General features: G+C 51.1%; 16 protein-coding genes. 12 read left to right on the top strand and 4 right to left on the bottom strand.

The annotated features are described in order from the left end of the window. Positions 1 to 314: 314 nt before the first annotated feature. Entirely contained in the window at positions 315 to 737 is a 423-nt protein-coding gene (locus tag ABD880_RS17870) for an STAS/SEC14 domain-containing protein (RefSeq protein ID WP_345169231.1), read from the bottom strand. Positions 738 to 1,049: 312 nt separating this feature from the next. On the opposite strand from ABD880_RS17870, the gene ABD880_RS17865 reads away from it, so the two are divergent. The 3 genes from ABD880_RS17865 (at position 1,050) to meaB (ending at position 3,795) form a co-directional block, all read left to right on the top strand. Continuing rightward, complete coding sequence (locus tag ABD880_RS17865; protein WP_345169229.1) at positions 1,050 to 2,216, top strand: YncE family protein; 1,167 nt, start codon at positions 1,050 to 1,052, stop codon at positions 2,214 to 2,216. An 87-nt stretch (positions 2,217 to 2,303) separates the two neighbouring features. Then, positions 2,304 to 2,714, top strand: a complete 411-nt coding sequence (locus ABD880_RS17860; RefSeq protein ID WP_345169226.1) for a DUF1801 domain-containing protein — start codon at positions 2,304 to 2,306, stop codon at positions 2,712 to 2,714. A gap of 94 nt (positions 2,715 to 2,808) precedes the next feature. Beyond that, a complete protein-coding gene (gene meaB / locus ABD880_RS17855) occupies positions 2,809 to 3,795 on the top strand; it encodes a methylmalonyl Co-A mutase-associated GTPase MeaB (RefSeq protein ID WP_345169223.1) in 987 nt (328 codons plus the stop codon). Positions 3,796 to 4,027: 232 nt separating this feature from the next. On the opposite strand, the gene xerD is transcribed toward meaB, so the two are convergent. Then, a complete protein-coding gene (xerD, locus tag ABD880_RS17850) occupies positions 4,028 to 4,927 on the bottom strand; it encodes a site-specific tyrosine recombinase XerD (RefSeq protein ID WP_345169221.1) in 900 nt (299 codons plus the stop codon). Positions 4,928 to 5,819: 892 nt separating this feature from the next. Between xerD and ABD880_RS17845 the strand changes: the two genes are divergently transcribed. The 8 genes from ABD880_RS17845 to ABD880_RS17810 all read left to right on the top strand — a co-directional run bounded on the left by ABD880_RS17845 (position 5,820) and on the right by ABD880_RS17810 (position 13,639). Further along, a complete protein-coding gene (locus ABD880_RS17845) occupies positions 5,820 to 6,278 on the top strand; it encodes a type II 3-dehydroquinate dehydratase (protein WP_345169218.1) in 459 nt (152 codons plus the stop codon). Between the two features lie 155 nt (positions 6,279 to 6,433). Then, a complete protein-coding gene (locus tag ABD880_RS17840; protein ID WP_345169215.1) occupies positions 6,434 to 7,498 on the top strand; it encodes an aminotransferase class V-fold PLP-dependent enzyme in 1,065 nt (354 codons plus the stop codon). 2 nt (positions 7,499 to 7,500) lie between these two features. Then, on the top strand, positions 7,501 to 7,980 hold the full coding sequence (locus ABD880_RS17835; RefSeq protein ID WP_345169213.1) for a hypothetical protein: 480 nt from the start codon (positions 7,501 to 7,503) through the stop codon (positions 7,978 to 7,980). A 93-nt stretch (positions 7,981 to 8,073) separates the two neighbouring features. Beyond that, complete coding sequence (locus tag ABD880_RS17830) at positions 8,074 to 8,646, top strand: MarC family protein (RefSeq protein WP_345169727.1); 573 nt, start codon at positions 8,074 to 8,076, stop codon at positions 8,644 to 8,646. Between the two features lie 80 nt (positions 8,647 to 8,726). Beyond that, positions 8,727 to 9,551, top strand: coding sequence for a carboxypeptidase-like regulatory domain-containing protein (locus tag ABD880_RS17825; RefSeq protein ID WP_345169210.1), 825 nt, complete (start codon positions 8,727 to 8,729; stop codon positions 9,549 to 9,551). A 181-nt stretch (positions 9,552 to 9,732) separates the two neighbouring features. Then, positions 9,733 to 10,194, top strand: coding sequence for a ribonuclease HI (gene rnhA / locus ABD880_RS17820; protein ID WP_345169208.1), 462 nt, complete (start codon positions 9,733 to 9,735; stop codon positions 10,192 to 10,194). A 202-nt stretch (positions 10,195 to 10,396) separates the two neighbouring features. Beyond that, on the top strand, positions 10,397 to 11,113 hold the full coding sequence (locus ABD880_RS17815; RefSeq protein ID WP_345169205.1) for a tRNA1(Val) (adenine(37)-N6)-methyltransferase: 717 nt from the start codon (positions 10,397 to 10,399) through the stop codon (positions 11,111 to 11,113). Between the two features lie 225 nt (positions 11,114 to 11,338). Continuing rightward, positions 11,339 to 13,639, top strand: a complete 2,301-nt coding sequence (locus tag ABD880_RS17810) for a family 10 glycosylhydrolase (protein ID WP_345169203.1) — start codon at positions 11,339 to 11,341, stop codon at positions 13,637 to 13,639. 765 nt (positions 13,640 to 14,404) lie between these two features. Here the strand turns inward: ABD880_RS17810 and ABD880_RS17805 are convergent. Next, entirely contained in the window at positions 14,405 to 16,534 is a 2,130-nt protein-coding gene (locus tag ABD880_RS17805; protein ID WP_345169202.1) for a glycoside hydrolase family 97 protein, read from the bottom strand. A gap of 141 nt (positions 16,535 to 16,675) precedes the next feature. Further along, entirely contained in the window at positions 16,676 to 18,016 is a 1,341-nt protein-coding gene (locus tag ABD880_RS17800; protein ID WP_345169199.1) for a saccharopine dehydrogenase family protein, read from the bottom strand. Between the two features lie 121 nt (positions 18,017 to 18,137). Here ABD880_RS17800 and cdd point away from each other — a divergent pair, with 121 nt between their 5' ends. Continuing rightward, entirely contained in the window at positions 18,138 to 18,623 is a 486-nt protein-coding gene (cdd, locus tag ABD880_RS17795) for a cytidine deaminase (protein WP_345169196.1), read from the top strand. Positions 18,624 to 18,625: the final 2 nt, after the last annotated feature.

The raw sequence follows: 18,625 nt of genomic DNA, 5'->3' as shown, positions 1-18,625 counted from the left end.
GAAAATTATAAGATTGTACAAGTTACCACGCGGGTATTTCCTTCCTGTGAACAAAAATGCGGAATGGGCATCTTTACTAGACCAATCCTAGTCTACTGCCCTTTATGAAGAAGTTAGTAATATGTATGCTGACCAGCCTGCTCATCTTGAGCTGCGCCACGCACCTTGCTGAGAGAAGGCATACCCCTCCCGCAAATTCTTCTGTCCTTTCTCAAAGTGCTCCATCGCAAAAGCCACTCATTCAAAAATACGCGGCAATTAATTATTTTAAGTAGAAGTAAGGAGTAGGCCGTTCACTTGGAACTAGAGAAGGGTTAGGCTTGCTGGCGTTCTAACTGGTGGGCTTCTAACCAGGCCGTAGCCTCGTCTATGTCCCCGAAGATCTGCATCTCAAACCCGTCTGCGCTCTGCTTCATCTCCTCACTGGAGAGCTTGGCCAGAGAGTCTTTGTCTACCACGTGGGCAAAGTAGCGCAGACCAGCAGCAATGGCTCTGGGGGTCCAATCAGTGGCAATCCATTCTACGGCGTGGTTCCAGGGGCCAATGATCTGCCGGTTGTCATTGAGCAGAAAAGAGCAGTGGTGCTGGTTGAGAACCTTTATGCAGGCGTTAGCGCCAGAGACAATGCTCTCATAAGACTGATAGCCTATCCAGTTGTTGTAGACCCAGTTGTTCTTCTCACTGTATTCTATCGTGAGAAAGACGCGTCCTAGGGAGTTGGTGAGTTCTTTCTTCATGGGGGATGAGCGTGTTAGGTGACGAATGAGCACTCCATCTTAGTCTTTCGTCCAACAGCTTCCATCCATTTTAGAAACTACCCGGCGTCATGTGCCTAAAGGGGTAGCTAAGATATTTTAAAGGTAGGTATATTCTGGATAGTATGCTAACTCTATCTTACTATCATCCTAATCTGAGGTCGGCTAACGGTATTCGGCAATTTTAACCGGGTGCCAGTATGTACCTGCCTGCCTTTAGCGCGTTACATTCTAAAGAGGGCAAAGTTTTGGCCTAATCTTTGAATTCTTATTACCAGACTACTTGTTCTGAGAATGATGAAGACCCTGAAGACTATTTTACTGCTATTGCCTTTCTGGTTGGTATCTGTGGCGGCCCAGGCACAGAAGGAGGCTACTTTTTGGTACTTCGGTAGAAACGCCGCCCTTTCTTTTGCAGACGGTAAACCCAAGCCTGTGAAAGGCGGCAACCTGTTCAGCGAGGAAGGCAGCGCCACGGCCTCAGACGCTCGCGGCAACCTGCTCTTTTACAGCAACGGCATGCGGGTCTGGAACCGCAACGGCGAGTTGATGGCCAACGGCGATGAGCTAAAAGGCCACGAGTCTTCTACCCAGGCGGCGCTCATTTTACCAAAACCGGGCTCCACCTCTACCTATTACCTGTTTACCACAGATTTTCAAGGCATGAGCCACGGCTTGCAGTATCACTTGGTAGACATGAGCAAGAACGGCAGTCTGGGCGAAGTCATCACCAAGAACAACCTCATCTTCGCGCCCGTAGCCGAGAAGCTGACCGCCGTGCGCCATGAGAACGGCCGCGACTACTGGATCATCACTCACCGTTGGAACAGCAGCGCTTTTTACGCGTATTTACTCACCTCCAACGGCCTCACCTTCACCCCCATTGAAAGCCGTTTGGGCAGCATGCACGCCGGCGATGACGGCGCGGCTATTGGCTATCTGAAAGCTTCGCCGGCCGGCGATAAACTGGCCATGGCCACATGGGCCGCGGTGAACAAGATAGAACTGTTTGACTTTGACCGGGCTACCGGCGTTGTGTCTAATGCCTTGGATTTGGGTCGGTTTGACGAAGCCTACGGTGTGGAATTCTCTTCTGACGGTACTAAACTGTACGGCGCTAAAAACGGCTTATCTGGCGGCGAGGCGCGCATCTTTCAATTTAATTTAGAGGCAGGTAACGCAGAAGCCATCAAGTTGTCGGGCCAACAGGTGGCCAAGAGCATGAGCCGCAAGATTGGCGCCCTGCAACTGGGCCCAGACGGTCGCATCTACGTGGCTAGAAGCGGCAACAACTGGCTGGGCGTCATCCAGGAACCCAACAAACTGGGCAAAGAATGTAACTACAAAGACGCCGGCGTAAGCCTGGGCAACCAGAAAAGCGAATTGGGCCTGCCTAACTTTCCGGGTTTCTACTTCCAGAACATACTGCCCACCACCGGCCAGGTGGTACAGAAACAGTAGCTTGGTTGTTGGGCGTCAATTGTTGATTCTGGTCTTTTTCAACAACCAACAATAAGCAATCAGCAATTAATTAAGTACTTTTCGGGCATGGAATCTCTGGTATTTTCTCCTCAGGTGACGGCCTATGTTCAGCAGCAAGCAAGGGAGCTACAGCCGTTGCTTCAGCGCCTTAGGCACTGTATTTTGCAAGCGGCCCCGCAGGTAGAGGAGCGTTTCATTTACAAGTGTCCTTTCTACTATTACCTGGGCCAGTTGTGCTACATGAGCACCACAAAAACAGGCTCAGTCTACCTGGGCTTTGTCAAGGGCATGCACCTTAGCAATGATCAAGGGCTCTTTGCCGAACCTGACACTAAGCAGATCAGGAAAGTATTCTTTCATCCAGACCAGCCCTTTCCAGAGGAAAGTTTGCGAGAGTTGTTGCAGGAGGCCATCCTCTACAATGATTTCAAGCCTTCGCAACAAACGTTGTGCAAACGCAGAGCCATGGCTCATTAGCAATTCCAGTCTCCTCCTGCCTTTGAATTTGTAAAGTCATTTTGTGGCTTCTTCGTACTTTTAGCGTAGTTTCCAGAAAATAGCCCAAAAACGAGTGCCCAAAAGATTTACCCCAGAAGAGTACGCCCAAGGTGTGTTGGCCGGTAACCGCGTGTTGCTGAGTAGAGCCATTACGCTAGTAGAAAGCACCCTGCCCTCAGACCAAATGCTGGCCCATCAGGTCATGGAACAGATTTTGCCGCATGCGGGTAAGTCTGTAAGAGTGGGGATTACGGGCGTGCCGGGCGTGGGCAAAAGTACCTTTATAGAGGCCTTCGGGAATTACCTACTAGAACAGCACGGCAAGAAACTGGCGGTGCTGGCCATTGACCCTACCAGCCAGCGCACCGGCGGCAGTATCTTAGGTGACAAAACCCGCATGGAGACTTTGGCTGCCAACCCATCTGCCTACATCAGGCCCTCGCCGGCCGGCAAAACCCTGGGCGGCGTAGCCCGCAGCACCCGCGAAAGCATCTTGCTCTGTGAGGCCGCTGGCTTTGACGTGATTTTTGTGGAAACGGTGGGCGTGGGTCAGTCTGAAACCGCGGTGCATGAGATGGTGGACTTCTTCTTACTGCTCATGCTGGCCGGGGCTGGTGACGAACTACAGGGCATCAAGAAAGGCATCATGGAAATGGCCGATGCCGTAGCCATCACCAAGGCCGACGGCGCCAACCTGCACCCGGCCACTAGCGCCCAGGCCGAGTACCAGGGCGCCTTGCACCTCTTCCCCTTAGGCACTTCTAAATGGAGTCCGCGCGTGACCGTCTGCTCTGCCTATGAGAAAACCGGTCTTGCCCCGCTCTGGGAATCTGTGATGGACTACGTGCAGCTCACCCAGGGCAACGGCTACTTCGCCCAGCGCAGAAAAGACCAGAACCTGCACTGGCTTAAGCACAGCATCCGGCAGAGTTTAGAAGAGCGCTTCTATCAGCATCCTTTGGTCATGGCCCAATGGGACCGCATTGCCCAGCAGGTGGTAGAAGGCCAGAAATCACCGTTTGCCGCCGCCGAAGAATTGCTCAATTCAGCCCACGCTTGAAAGAGAACGCCGTTTTTGGCCTGTTTCTAGTAAAACAGGCCAAAAACGGCGTTGGCAAGATTGGCTTAGACTCAGTAATTCAAAGTTAGTACCGCCTATGTGCTTGCTGGTGATAACACCAACAAGGGCGAATTTTAATGCCGTTAGTAACTGTGTAAGGGCAACCACAAGGGATTGCCTCTACGGTATGCATGCTCTTTCAACAACCAACGATTAACAATCGACAACCAACTTAGCTTCTGGGATGGAACTCGTGGATGACCTGCTTGAGGTAGTCACGGTCCAGGTGGGTGTAGATCTCGGTGGTGGTGATGGACTCATGGCCCAACATCTCCTGCACGGCGCGTAAATCGGCGCCACCTTCAATTAAGTGCGTGGCAAATGAATGCCGGAACGTGTGCGGACTGATGCTTTTCTGCATGCCCACCTTGGCGCTTAGATCTTTGATGATGTTGAACACCATGACGCGCGTCAGGCTGGAGCCGCGGCGGTTCAGGAAGATGAAGTCCTCCTGCCCCTTCTTGATGGTCTGGTGCCGGCGTACGCCTTCAATGTACAGCTTTATGTACTTCAAGGCATCCCGCCCAATGGGGACCAGACGCTCTTTGTTGCCTTTACCCGTCACGCGCACAAACCCGAGGTCCTCATAGAGATTGCTCAGCTTGAGTTCTATTAACTCAGAAACCCGCAGGCCGGAGCTGTAGAGGGTTTCCAGCATGGCTTTGTTGCGGGTGCCTTCTGGGGTGCTCACGTCTACGGCCTCAAACAACATGATGATCTCCTCATAGCTGAGGGTATCTGGCAGTTTGCGTTGGAGCTTGGGGGCCTCAATGGTTTCCATGGGGTCTGCGTGCAACAGATCTTCCATGATGAGAAACTTGTAGAAGGCCCTGATGCCAGACAGCGTACGCGCCTGAGAGTGGGAGGTCATGCCTAAGGCATTGATCCACTCCAGGAAACCGTGCAAGTGAATGGGCTGTACCTCTAGCGGGTTCACCTTCTGCTGCGTAATCTCAAAGTACTGAACCAGCTTTTTGACATCACGCACGTAGGCCTCCACAGAATTGCCGGACAGCGACTTTTCTATTTGCAGGTACTCTTGAAACTGTTTTAAACCTATTGACCAATTCATGGGGGATAGAATGGAATGTAAAGCGGGCTATCACCCTCCTATGGTTTATATACAATTGGCTATTGGAGCCTCTCTTCCAGAGACAAACGCCCACAGCCAACTTCTATTGTCAAAATTACAGCCCTTAGAATTGTATCTCCTAATGGTACTGCAGTTTTTATTTCATGGAAACTCGCAGAGGAGCTTAGCTGGGCAGAGAGAAGGAACAAGGCAAAAGATGCCAATGACCTGGTTTTCACCCAACATCTCTCGCTTATAAGACAGCTTGCCCAGCCCTTACCCCCACGCGAACATAGAAAAAATGAATATTTTATTTCTAAACGGGTATTGCTTTCGCTCTTTCAGAATTACCAACCTAAAAGTTGTCATGGACTTGCTCTTTCAGATTTACCAATCTGAAAGTTCTCTGTCGGGGATTTATCAATCCCCGTGTCCGCGTTTACTCAATTAGCCCGCAACGGGGATCTGGAGATCCCCTACAGAGTGATTCGTGATTGGTAAATCCCGAATAGCCTTGTGGATTAAAAAAATCCCGAATAGCATAGAAGCATAGAATAATAAATCCTGCATAGCGTGGCGCAGGCGTCTCCTTATATCTGCACGCTTGGCTATTCTCTAATGAATTGGAAGACAAAAGTAATCGGGACCGGGTGGGCGTAGGTTGAAAACTTGCTTCAGGTAAAGCTCCACGTTGAAAACCTGATGCTGTGACTTTGATGAGGTACAACTGCCATGCGTGCAGACCAAACCCGACAATGCACCCTAGCTAATGGTGTTTTGAAATTTTACGGCTTCTCCTTTCCTACTTCAGGCAAAACCAGCCATCCAGGTACCAGAAAGATTCTGTACCTTACTTACCTTTGTGTGTTTTCCTTACTACAGATCTCTACCTATGAAAATATTAATCCTCAACGGCCCTAACCTCAACCTGCTGGGCAAACGTGAGAAAAGCATCTACGGCTCGCGCTCCTTTGAAGACTACTATGAGAAGGACCTGGTGCCGGCTTTCCCAGACATGGAACTGGAGTACTTTCAGTCTAATGTGGAGGGCATTCTTATAGACAAACTGCAGGAGGTGGGCTACCATTACCAGGGCATTGTCTTTAATGCCGGTGCCTATACCCACACCTCCCTGGCATTAATGGACACCATTGCCGCCATTGAGACGCCGGTGGTAGAGGTGCACATCTCCAATGTGTTTGCGCGGGAGGCCGCCCGCCACGTTACCTTTATTGGCGGAAGGGCCGTAGGTAGCATCAGTGGGTTTGGCCTGGAAAGTTATCGACTTGCCTTACAATACTTTGAGCGCCTGAAGCCTTCAAAAGTCGGATTTAATTACAAGAAGGCGTAACCAGCGGGCGTTTTTACCGTGTAGGTGATTTCTGCTGGCTTCGTTTTTGGCCTGTTTTCTGGAAAACAAGCCAAAAACGGAAGTCCTTGTGAACCAACGGGCCCTGGGCTCCTACTCTGCGCGAATTCCCAAAACCTCCTATACCTATTTCCCTCATGCTCAATTTTTATCCTGGGCCCTCTAAAGTCTACCCCCAAGTGCGGGACTACCTCACCATGGCCTATGACGAGGGCATTCTCAGCATTCCGCACCGCAGTGAGCGCTTCGTGCTCATGATGCGCGACTTGGTGGGACTGCTCAGAAAGAAACTCAACATCCCCCAGGACTATTACCTGTTCTTCACCTCCTCGGCCACCGAGTGCTGGGAAATTATCTCTCAAAGCCTGACGCCTCATAAAAGCCTGCATTTGTACAACGGAGCGTTTGGCGAGAAATGGTGCCAGTACGCCAAGCGTCTGCGCCCAGATTCTTATGGTCAGTCCTTTGGTGTAAATGACCTGCTGGACGTTCCTAATATTCCAGTAGAAGATGACACCGATTTGATTTGCGTAACCCAGACCGAGACCTCTAACGGCACGCAGGTGAGCATGGAAACGCTTTTGAAACTACAGAACCAGTTCAAAGACCCTTTGCTGGCCGTGGATGCCACGTCTAGCATGGCCGGTTTGAACCTGAAGTTTATACGTGCGGATATATGGTTTGCCTCGGTGCAGAAGTGCTTTGGCCTGCCGGCGGGCTTGAGCGTATTGGTTTGCTCGCCTAGAACCTTGCAACGCGCCAAAGCCCTCAATGATAGAAAACATTACAATAGCCTGGTGTTTCTGTATGAGAAGATGCTCAATTACCAGACTGGCCACACGCCCAATGTATTGGATTTGTACCTCATGCGTCAGATGCTGGAGCAACTGCCCCTCATCAAACAGGTAGACCAGCACCTGGTCAAGCGCGCCCATGACCTGTATGCCTTCTTTGAGGAAATGCCCGGTGACGTGCGCCTGCTGGTAGAAAACCCCGAGGTCCGTTCCCAAACCGTCCTAGCTCTGCAAGCCCCCGACAAGAAAGTGCAGGAACTAAAACGCGTGGCCCAAACCCACGGCATTACGCTGGGCAACGGCTACGGCGCTTGGGCCAAGAACACCTTCCGGATTGCCAACTTCCCGGCTATTGAAGACAGCGAGTATGACACTTTGAAGGATTTCTTCGGAAAGCTTTATATTTAGGTGTGAGAAATCAAATTAAAACCAAAGCTGACTTAGCAGTTCCTCTATTGATAATCTGCGTAGGATGCCTATTTCTGGCTGTTATTATTCTACCCGCTGAGTTTGGGCTGACCACCGCGGGCTACGTAATTTGTGGATTTATCTCACTGTTCATCTTTTCAGGCTTATGGAAGATTGGGCACTTTGAGCTTAATGACCACCTATTGACCAAGTACCAATTTTTAGGACTGGTGAAGCGAACCGTGGATTTAAACTGTTTGGTAAAGTATCAAACAAAGACCAATAACTTTACCGGAGTGCATAGTCTTGTAGGTTTGATTCCTTCCAAATCTGATAAATATCGCAAGCCTCGTGAGGCCACTTTGCATTTCACTAACTCTAGTAAAATGACACTAGATGAAGAACTCATTCCAACTAAGGACTTTGACTTACTTCTTGAAAAGATAAGCCTTTTCTCAACAGAGAGGATCCAGTTGGCATAAAACCTTGCAACTGGATCCTCTCTGTAAAGTAAGCTTTCTGTGAAAATCACTAGCTTTGCGCTTTGTTTTTCGCCCCCTGAAATCTACCACCCTATGATCAGCTTCAGTTTTAAAGAGATTGTTTCTGTTAGCCTCATTCTGTTTGCCATCATAGATATCTTGGGGTCTATTCCCATCATCATTCAGTTGCGCCAACGCGAAGGCGTGATTCAGTCTGAGAAGGCGACGCTGGTGGCGGGCGTGCTCATGATTGTGTTCCTGTTTGTGGGGGACGGTATTTTAAAGCTCTTCGGGATTGACTTTGCTTCTTTTGCCATTGCCGGTGCCATCATCATTTTTTTGATGGGCATGGAGATGGTCTTGGGCATTCACCTGTTTCATTCCAACCCCGAGGTGAAAACCGGTTCCATTGTGCCGCTGGCCTTCCCGCTGATTGTGGGCGCTGGCACTATGACCACGCTCCTTTCCTTACGCTCTGCGTATGCCCTACCCAACGTGCTGGTGGGCATCTTGCTCAATCTGGTGTTTGTGTACGTGGTGCTCAAAAGCTCTAACTGGCTGGAGCGCAAGCTGGGACAGAACGGCACCGAGGTCTTGCGCAAAGTCTTCGGGGTGATTCTGCTGGCCATTGCCATTAAGCTCTTTAAGACCAACGTCACGTTCTAACCGAAGAATATTTTATTTCATATATAGACCAGGCAACCTAACAGAGGCGTTCAGCATCTATCAGGCAAGCAACGTCTCTTATGAAAAAATCTCTCCTTCTTTTCCTGCTTCTTATTTCCTTTTACGCGCAAGCGCAACGGTTCCAGGGCAGAGTCCTAGACCAGAAAAACGCGCCGCTGGAATACGTTAACATTGGCGTTATTGGTAAGGATGTAGGCACGGTTTCCTCGGCTAAAGGCACCTTTGCCCTTACTCTTCATGATTCTTTGAATTCTGAAGCGATTCTTTTCTCGGCTATTGGGTACAAGGCCGTCAAGTGGAAAGTGAGCGAGTTTAAGCAAAAGTTTGCGGGGCAGACGGCCTCCATTCAGTTGCAGGAAGACGTGGTAAACTTGAACGAGGTGGTGGTACGGCCCAAAGAATACAAGACCAAAGTAGTAGGCAACACGACTGACTCCAAAACCATGATGGCGGGCTTCAAGATAAACGGCTTGGGCAGTGAGGTGGGGTCTGTCCTGAAAATCAAGAAGCCCAGCTTTGTAGAGAAAATCACCGTGAACGTAGCCCGCAACCAGTTTGACACGCTTTTTCTGCGCATTAACATCTACAAAATGGGCAAGAACGGACCTAAGGAGAATCTCCTTCGCGAGCCCATCTTCATCAACCTAACCAAGCCCGAGGTGGGCAACGCCATAGTGATAGACCTTTCCAAGCATAACATTTACCTGGAGTCTGACGCTTTCCTGGCCTTAGAGTTGGTGAAAGACCTTGGGGCCGGCGGCCTATGGTTTAGTGCCGGTATGTTTAACAGTGACACCTACTATAGAAAAGCCAGCCAAGGCTCTTGGGAAGGTGTCCCATTTATTGGCTTAGGCTTTAACGCCACCGTCAGTCAAGAGAAATAGAAGTCAGCATAGTTAAGTAACCCGTTTTTGGCTTGTTTTCTGGAAAGCAGGCCAAAAACGGGTTGCTCATGTAAAGGATATTCTTCACCACCAAAATCCTAGCTCCGCAAATTAATCCCTGCCCTATTAGGAAGGCTATCGGCTTAAGTGGTAATTTTGGGGTTTACTAACCTCCCGCGTTTTGATTGAGATTTTTACCGATGGTGCCTCCAGAGGCAATCCGGGCCCCGGTGGCTACGGCGTGATTCTGCGCTACGGACGCCATGTGAAAGAGATGAGTGAAGGGTTCAGGAAGACCACCAACAACCGCATGGAGCTGCTGGCCGTGATTGTGGCCCTGGAGTCCATCACCAAACCGGGCATTCCCATTACGGTCTATTCAGACTCAAAATACGTGATTGACGCCGTAGAGAAGAAGTGGGTGTTTGGCTGGGAGAAAAAAGGCTTCACCGGCAAGGCCAACCCCGACCTCTGGCAACGCTTCCTCAAGATTTACCGCCAGCACCAGGTGCGCTTTGTCTGGGTACGCGGCCACAACGGCCACCCCGAAAACGAGCGCTGCGACGAACTGGCCGTTGCCGCCGCCCTGCAACCCAACCTGCCACCCGACAAAGGCTTCGAGGCCAATCCTACTAAAGGTTAGTTAATGTGCTAATGGTTTAATGTGCTGATATGCTATTCTTTTAATGTGCAGATCAGGCTATGGATTTTATCGTTTTTGGCCTGTTTTACCCAAATAAAGCCAAAATCGCCATCCTTACTTTTCATCATGCTACCATATTCACAGCTCCCCATTTTCAAATCAATTAGCACATCAGCACATTAAACCATTAGCACATTAACCCGTGGCCAACGACTATTTCCAGTTTAAGCGGTTCTTGATCAAGCAGGACCAGTGTGCCATGAAAGTGTGTACAGACTCCTGTGTGCTGGGAGCAGCTGTTGATGTTAGCGGGGCCAAACGGATACTGGATATTGGCGCAGGCACCGGGTTGTTGAGTTTGATGGTGGCCCAGCGCACGCCAGAAGGAACGCAGATTGAAGCCGTGGAGATTGACCAGGCCGCGGCCCAACAGGCGAAGTCTAATATTGAGAGAAGTCCTTGGACCGATAGAATTACGTTGCATGCGCAGAGCCTGCAGGCCTTTCAAGAGACTAAGCCAGCGCCATTTGATGTCATCATCAGCAATCCGCCGTTTTTTCAGGCATCTTTAAAATCTGCAGACACTGCCAAGAATGTGGCCAAGCACACAGAGACGCTGTCATTTACAGAACTCTTGCAGTTTGCGCAACAGTATTTAACACCTGCCGGCCGTTTGCATATTTTGCTTCCGCCGCATGAGGCAAAGGTTCTGGAACGCGAGGCGCATCAATTGGGCTTTCATACCCAGCATATTCTCTGGCTGGAGGCCACGCCCGGCGGCAAGCTGTTGCGGGCCATCCACAGCTACACTAAAGCCCCTACTACGTTGACCCAAAGCAGACTGCCCGTCCGGGAAAAAGACAATGCCTACACCGCCGCTTTTCAGGAACTATTGAGAGACTATTACCTTATTTTCTAGACTAAGCCGTTTTTAGCCTCTTTTCTGCAAAACAGGCCAAAAACGAGGCCATGCCATACTTCTCAGTTAGCCCTAGGCAAGACCGGCTTCAGAACTGACATTACTACACCTTAAGCTGCATTCCCTAAACATAGCGGTTTTACAATGCTTTGAGGCAGAGTGATTTTCTGAAAGGCTTTGCCAAATTCTCCTTAATTTTGAAGGATGATTAACCCTCTCTCAGGGATGAAAAGAATTTTCCTCAGCTTTCTCTTTCTTTCTATATCCTTAACCGCTTCCTTCGCCGGAAACTCTGGAAACACGCCTAAGCGCGAGTTCAGGGGCGTGTGGTTGACTACGTACGCCAACATTGACTGGCCCAAGCGCAACCATACCCCTGCCCAACAGCAAAAGTCCCTCATTGAGATTCTAGACACCCACAAGGCCACCGGCATCAACGCCGTTTTTTTGCAGATACGTAGCCAGTGCGATGCCCTCTATGAAAGTCGTCTGGAGCCCTGGACCGCCGATTTAACAGGAATTCAAGGAAAAGCGCCTGCCCCGGCCTGGGACCCGTTGGCCTTTGCCATCCAAGAATGTCATAAGCGCGGCATGGAGTTTCATGCCTGGATCAATCCGTACCGGGCGGTGGGCCACGTCATGAACCTGCCCAGCTTCTCCCCAGAACACGTGGCCAAGAAGCACCCAGAATGGCTTATGGCTACTGGCAATCTGCGTACGCTCAACCCCGGCCTGCGCGATGTGCGCAACTACATCCAAACCGTCATCCAGGACATTGTGCAGCGCTATGACGTAGACGGCATTCACTTTGACGACTATTTCTACCCAAGCGGTACCTTCAATGATGACGCTGCCTACGCGGCTGACCCGCGCGGCTTCCAGAACCGCGCCGATTGGCGCCGGGACAACGTGAACCTGCTCATTAAACAAACGGACGCGACCATCAAGAAAGTGAAGCCGTGGGTCAAGTTCGGGATTTCGCCTTCTGGTATTTACCGGAACAGCTTGAATCCTGCCATTGGTACGCCTACCGCGGGTCTGGAGCATTACAACGAGCTCTACGCTGATACCAGAAAGTGGCTACAAGAGGGCTGGATAGACTACCTGGCGCCGCAGGTGTATTGGTACATGGGTCAGACCCGCGCCAATTACAGCCAGATTGTGCCCTGGTGGAACAACAACACCTATGGCCGCCACATGTACATAGGCTTGGGGAGTTACAAGATCAACGATCCGGCCTCTGGCGTGAATTGGGCTAATCCGTCACAGGTTCCTAACCAGATCCGGTTCAACCGCCTGCCCCACCACAATAATATACACGGGCAGATCATGTACAACACGGGCAGTATGAGCGCGCATCAGAAGCACGGGTTCAGGGACTCTCTGCGCGAGAATTTCTACCAGAAGCCGGCCCTGCTCCCCACCATGCCCTGGCGGGACAATACGCCCCCGGCCTCGCCAAGAAGTTTGACGGCGGCTATTGCAGCACCAGATTCTGTGGTGCTTACCTGGAAAGCACCTTTGCCTGGTAAAACAGAATTTGACAAAGTGCGTCAGTACGCCATTTATCGCTCAGAGAAACCGGTGATTGACTGGGAGACCGCTGACCATCTGGTAGCCCTTAGCACCACTACCCAATTCACCGACAAGATTCCGGACGCTACCAAGCCTTATTATTACCTGGTGACGGCCTTGGACCGCTACCACAATGAGAGTACGCCTACCAATGTGGCCACCTTCTCCCTACCCGCCATCGCCCAAGTCCAGAACCTGGAAAAGCAACTGAAGGAGAAGGCGTTGGGACAAGAACAAGCCACCACCGTGGTAGCCATCGCTGAGAACACGGGCCAACCGGTACAACCCATGGAGGTACTTACTCCCCCTGAGAAAGAAGGACCGGTGGTATTGGTGAAGAACATTTCCAGAAGCCTGAAAGACGGGCCGGTGCGGCTTATTCCCTTAGAAATCAATGACGGCACGCATGACAATGACACGCCTTCAGAGGAAATCACGTTCACGCTTTCCCAGTCTGAGTTTACTTCGGCTAACCTTGGCAAGAATTACGTGACGCTCACCGCCAAAGACAAACATGGCAATACTTCTTCTGCCACCGCAGAGGTGACCATTGAGCTGGTAAGCGCATCTACCATTCCATCGCACCTGGAAAAGGAAATAGCTCCAGTGCCCAAAGTCATACCCAGAGCACCTAGTGCTCGTTTCTTACAAGCCACGGCCGTAGACGCGGCGGCCATGAAAGAGGCTGAGGTTGATTTTCAGGTACTGCCCTTCCCCAACTCTAATCAGATGATGGTGCAGTTTAAACTGCCCAAGGGCAACTCCAAAACCTACCTGGAAGTCTATGACCCCAATGGCGTGAAGCTTGTCACCTTATTTACGGGTAAAGCCAAAGGCAACAACCTGTATAAATACCAAGTCAATCTGGAGCCATGGACGGGCAAGTTGTTCTATGTGCGGCTCACCACTTCAAAAAAGGTATTTACTTATAGATTGACGCGGGCTGAATAAAAGCCTTCGCTTTTTATGAAAGCTCATTCTATAGATTTGCCGTTGTTGTTGGTAATGTTTCACTGATGGCTCTGTCTTTTAAACTGTACTGTGGCTTATTTCCGTACTTATGCACGCATTTGGCTGTTGCCTTGGCACTGCCGTTTGTTCCGGTGCGTACTCACAGCTTTGTTCCATTTCTTCCGCTAAGCGCTCAAGGCCGCGGGGCCCCGTCTTGGCCCTTCGCACTGCTGTTGTACTCTGGGCCTTTGGCCCCGCCCTGCCGGGCGACGAAACAACAGAGGCGCTCAGGACCAAGACTGGTTTCGGTTCCAGTCCTGTGTAGGCTGGATGGTTTATTCTGGTGGTTGCAGGCAATGGCAGTCCCTGTCGCTGCAGAGGCATTCGTGCTGCGCACGGTTCGCTTTTTCCCCAAGGCCTCTGGTTCCCATATCTGGTTCAAGTTTAGCGAAGCGTAACTTGGACCTATTTTAAAAGGGAAGTTTGCAACTTCCCTGAGGCATTCGCCTCAATGGGCGCATGACGGAAAGTAAGCATCACTAGGTCTAAATACTTGCGGAATAAACTGCACTTTCTTCCATGGCGCAAGCGTCCGCACGCATATTGGATCTGGCATGCGTGCGGACACAAGCGGACGCTTGCGCCATGAAACCTGTTTCTACAGATAGCTTAGGGAACAATGCACAGCCATTTCTTTAAAACAAAAAAGCGAAGGCCTCCTGTTTTGCAGGAGGCCTTCGCTTTTGGATATAGTCTGAAGTGGAATTAGAGCTTCTTCAAGCCTTTCAGCTCAGAAGCGTTTCCTTCTTTCACGCTCACGGCAATACCACCGCTAGCGGCCAGGCCTTGCTTTAAGATGCTCTTAGAGTTCACCTTTACTTTGCGAACGGTGTAGCTCTGCGGCTTCTTGTCATGACTGGCGTCTGCGCCATCTGCGTAGATGGTGGCTACGTAGTCTTTGCCTTTGGGCAGGAAGCTGAACGAGATGGTGGCCGTGCGTTTGTTTTCATCTGTGATGCCGCCAATGTACCACTCGTTTTTGCCTTTAGCCTTGCGGGCGGTGGTGATGTAGTCGCCTGGTTCGGCTTCTAATACATAGGTGTCATCCCAATCCAGGGCCACGTCTTTGATGAACTGGAACGCGTCTGGGAACTTCAGGTAGTTCTCAGGCAAATCTGCCGCCATTTGCAGCGGGCTGTACATGGTCACGTAATAGGCCAGTTGTTTTACCAGGGTGGTGTTTACACGGTTGCCCTGGCCATACACCGTTAAGTCTGTCTGGAAGATACCTGGGGTAAAGTCCATAGGGCCGCCCATCAAGCGGGTGAATGGCAGGATGGTGGTGTGCTCAGGGGCCAGGCCGCCCATGGCCTCAAACTCAGTGCCACGTGCAGATTCTTGGGCAATCCAGTTAGGGAAGGTACGGTGCAAGCCCGTCGGGCGCACGGCCTCATGGCTGTTGACCATGATTTTGTAATCTGCGGCGGTCTTGGCTACGTGCAGGTAGTGGTTCACCATCCATTGGCCGTCATGGTGCTCACCGCGCGGAATAATGGATCCCACGTACCCGGTCTTCACGGCATTGTACCCGTTGTCCACCATAAACTGGAAGGCTTTGTCCAAGCGGCGCTCATAGTTGGTGGCCGAGGAAGATGTTTCATGGTGCATCATCAGGCGCACGCCCTTAGAGGCCGCATAAGCCTGCAATTCTTTCACGTTAAAATCTGGATAAGGAGTCACAAAGTCAAACACTTCTTCTTTCCAGTTGCCAAACCAATCCTCCCAGCCAATGTTCCAGCCTTCTACCAACACTGCGTCAAAGCCGTGCTCGGCGGCAAAGTCCAGGTGACGTTTCACGTTCTCTGTGTTGGCGCCGTGTCTGCCGTTGGGTTTGTATTTGCTGAAGTCGTCGGTGAGTTTGGTGTTGGTCTCGGTGCTGTACCCCCAGGAGCTTTTCCCGGAAATAAAGTACTCCCACCACACGCCAATGTACTTAACCGGCTTAATCCAGGACACGTCCTGGTACTTGGTGGGCTCGTTCAGATTCAGGATCAGCTTAGAGGTTAAGATGTTAGCCGCCTTGTCACTCACCACAATGGTCCTCCACGGCGAGGTAGACTCCGTCTGGATATAGCCTTTGTTGCCTACCGCGTCAGGCGTCAGGTGCGCGCTCATTTTCAGGTTCTGGGCGTCCACGTTCAGGTGCATGGCCGGGTAGTTGATCAAGGCCGCCTCATGAATGTTGATGTAGAGCCCGTCCGTTGACTTCATCATGGACGGCGTTTGCACACTTGGGTTCTTGATAGGTGTCTGCGCCGAGATTCTTATGGTAGCCTTTTCTTGCAGGCTCGGGATCTCAGAGACTTTAGAGGTGGTGTAGGTGTACTCGTTGGTGTCATAGTCGCCCGGCATCCAGAAAATCTTATGGTCCCCCGCCAAGGCAAACTCGGTGCGCTCTTCCTTGATGATGAAGTAGTTCAGTTCCTTCTGCTTCGGGAATTCATACCTGAAGCCCAGACCGTCATTGAACACTCTGAACCTTAATTTAATGAACCGGTCCTTCTGGCCCTTCTGGGTCAAGGTCACCAGCAGTTCGTTGTAGTTGTTCCGGATGGTCTTCTGCTCGCCCATGATAGGGTCCCAGGTCTCATTCACAGTCTTCTGCTCGGTGTTGGTTACCGTAAAGCCGTCTAACAAAGAAGGGTTGTTCACCAATTCTAGGCCCAGGCGGCTGGTCTTGATAACCGGCTTGTTCTTGTAGCTTAGTTGGTAGTACGGGATGCCGTTCTGCACCTCAAACTTGAACGCCAGGTTCTTGTCTGGGGAGGTGAGGTTTTGCGCCTGCGTGGCCAGCGTTAAAAACAGCAGGACAACTGATAGAAAAATTTTCTGCATAGAATCTTCTTTATGAATTAGAATGCACCCCTCTCTTAGGCCTTTCTGTGATTTTCGGCCTAAAAAGACAGGCAAAAACCTATCTAGGAAATCGATTTCCTAAATTAGGCTATTTTCTGGAAAACAGGGCAAAAACGAATTCTAAACCAGTACTTCTACTCTCTCCTGAAACTGCACGCCATACGGTTGTAGCTCTTTTAGAATGGCCGTATACAGGTCTGCCTGCAACGGCACCACCACGCCGGTCTGCTTTAAACTTCCATGCAACAGCAGTTTGGTCGCTATGCCTACGGGCAGGCCCACCGTCTTGGCCATGGCGGTATGCACCTCGTCATCCCCCAAGACAACCAAAGAAGAAGTTAATTTTTGCTTTTGCCCATCCAGCTCATATTCAAAGAGGTGGAGCATCACAATCATGTCTTTGTCGCCGGGGCTCAACTGCCATTTCTGGGTAAGCAGTTTCTCTAAGGCCTGGGCGGGCGTGGCGGTCATCATGGCAATGGGCTCGTCTTCCAACAGACCGGTCCATTCTATCATGTCCAGCTCCCGGGCGTCTGGAGCAATACCCACGTAGTCGGCTATTCTTTCCCTGAGAGGTGCGTGTTCATTCCCAGCAGGCAAGAAGCTTTCCACCAGTTCCCGGTACGTCATCTCCTGCGGATTGTCCAGAAAATAAGTATCATCTGGCAGGCCCAGTTGCACCAGCACCTGCCAGGCCTGGCAATACCCCGGCCTTCTAAGCGTACCACGTAACATGGTCGGGATTTCCTGCAGGCCGTAGGGCTCGCGGTAGCTTAAAGAATCACGGTTGGCATAACCGTCAAAGTGGCCGTAGCCTTCCACATGAAAGGTCTCCGTACGACTGAACAGTCTTGGGTAGGGTATGTATTTGTAGCTGCCGTTCTCAATGTACTTAGCGGTACTCTGCCCGGCCAGGATGACGTTGCGGGGGTTCCAGGTGAATTTGTAGTGCCAGGGATTGGTGTCTGACTCGGGGGCCATCAAACCGCCTGTAAATGATTTAAACGACGTAATGGTAGCGCCCTGGCTCTGCAGATGATGGATGATTTGCATGGCCGACATGTGGTCAATGCCCGGGTCCAGGCCGCATTCCATCAAGAACGTGAGGCCCTTCTCCTGTGCCTGCGCGTGCAGTTGCTTGATATCCTCTGGCACGTAAGAGGCCGTTACCAAATGTCTTCCTTTTTCAAGGCAGGTAGTAGCCACCAAGGGATGAAACAGCGCCGGAAGCATGGAAATCACCACATCTGCCTGGCTTATCTCTTCCTCGCGCTGGGCTACGTCATGTACGTCAAACGTGAAGGCGCGCACCAGTGGGTTGGTCAGAACAGAGGCAGGCAAGTGGTCTACGCGCACATCGCCTATGGCTAACAACCAGGTTTCTTTGACAGCATTGGCAACAAGGTATTCAATGAGTACCGATGCGGACCGACCGGCACCTAACAGCAGAATGTTTTTCATAGCAGACTAGAATGGGGCTTCAAAATGGGCATTTTCTGCGGGACAGGCAACCTCTGCTTGGTTTTTCGGGCTAACTTATTAACTTTGACTCCCGTACGTGCTCGTGCGGAAAACGCATCTTATGACCGAACAAGTACAACTTAACATCACCTATGACGTGGTATCTTCGCCAGAAGACCTCACCGCTCAAGAGAGACAAGTGCTCCAATTGGCCCAGAAAGCCACCGACAAAGCGTACGCCCCCTACTCCAATTTCATGGTAGGCGCTGCGCTGTTGCTTTCAGACGGAACCACCCACCAAGGAACCAACCAGGAAAATGCCGCCTACCCGTCAGGGCTTTGTGCTGAGCGCACCTTGTTGTTTGGCGTGGGCTCCAACTTCCCAGACCAGCAGATTGAGATTTTAGCCGTAACGGCCCGTCGCCGCCATGAGTCGCATTTCTTGCCGGCCTGCCCCTGCGGCGCCTGCCGTCAGGTCATGGCCGAGTACCAGAACCGCCAAGGCAGACCCATCAAATTATTGATGCAGGCCGAGGATGGGAAAGTAGTCCGTTTCTCCACCGCCTTGGATTTGCTGCCGTTTTCTTTCTCTAAGGAGAGCCTCTAAGC

It is taken from the genome of Nibribacter koreensis (assembly GCF_039541795.1).
In the GTDB taxonomy this organism is placed as follows: Bacteria; Bacteroidota; Bacteroidia; order Cytophagales; family Hymenobacteraceae; genus Nibribacter; species Nibribacter koreensis.
This window is presented reverse-complemented; position numbering and strand designations above follow the sequence as displayed.

Coding starts and splice junctions, on each gene's coding strand:
- ABD880_RS17870 (WP_345169231.1), bottom strand. CDS start 737: ATGAAGAAAGAACTCACCAACTCCCTAGGACGCGTCTTTCTCACGATA.
- ABD880_RS17865 (WP_345169229.1), top strand. CDS start 1,050: ATGATGAAGACCCTGAAGACTATTTTACTGCTATTGCCTTTCTGGTTG.
- ABD880_RS17860 (WP_345169226.1), top strand. CDS start 2,304: ATGGAATCTCTGGTATTTTCTCCTCAGGTGACGGCCTATGTTCAGCAG.
- xerD (WP_345169221.1), bottom strand. CDS start 4,927: ATGAATTGGTCAATAGGTTTAAAACAGTTTCAAGAGTACCTGCAAATA.
- ABD880_RS17845 (WP_345169218.1), top strand. CDS start 5,820: ATGAAAATATTAATCCTCAACGGCCCTAACCTCAACCTGCTGGGCAAA.
- ABD880_RS17840 (WP_345169215.1), top strand. CDS start 6,434: ATGCTCAATTTTTATCCTGGGCCCTCTAAAGTCTACCCCCAAGTGCGG.
- ABD880_RS17830 (WP_345169727.1), top strand. CDS start 8,074: ATGATCAGCTTCAGTTTTAAAGAGATTGTTTCTGTTAGCCTCATTCTG.
- ABD880_RS17825 (WP_345169210.1), top strand. CDS start 8,727: ATGAAAAAATCTCTCCTTCTTTTCCTGCTTCTTATTTCCTTTTACGCG.
- ABD880_RS17810 (WP_345169203.1), top strand. CDS start 11,339: ATGAAAAGAATTTTCCTCAGCTTTCTCTTTCTTTCTATATCCTTAACC.
- ABD880_RS17805 (WP_345169202.1), bottom strand. CDS start 16,534: ATGCAGAAAATTTTTCTATCAGTTGTCCTGCTGTTTTTAACGCTGGCC.
- ABD880_RS17800 (WP_345169199.1), bottom strand. CDS start 18,016: ATGAAAAACATTCTGCTGTTAGGTGCCGGTCGGTCCGCATCGGTACTC.
- cdd (WP_345169196.1), top strand. CDS start 18,138: ATGACCGAACAAGTACAACTTAACATCACCTATGACGTGGTATCTTCG.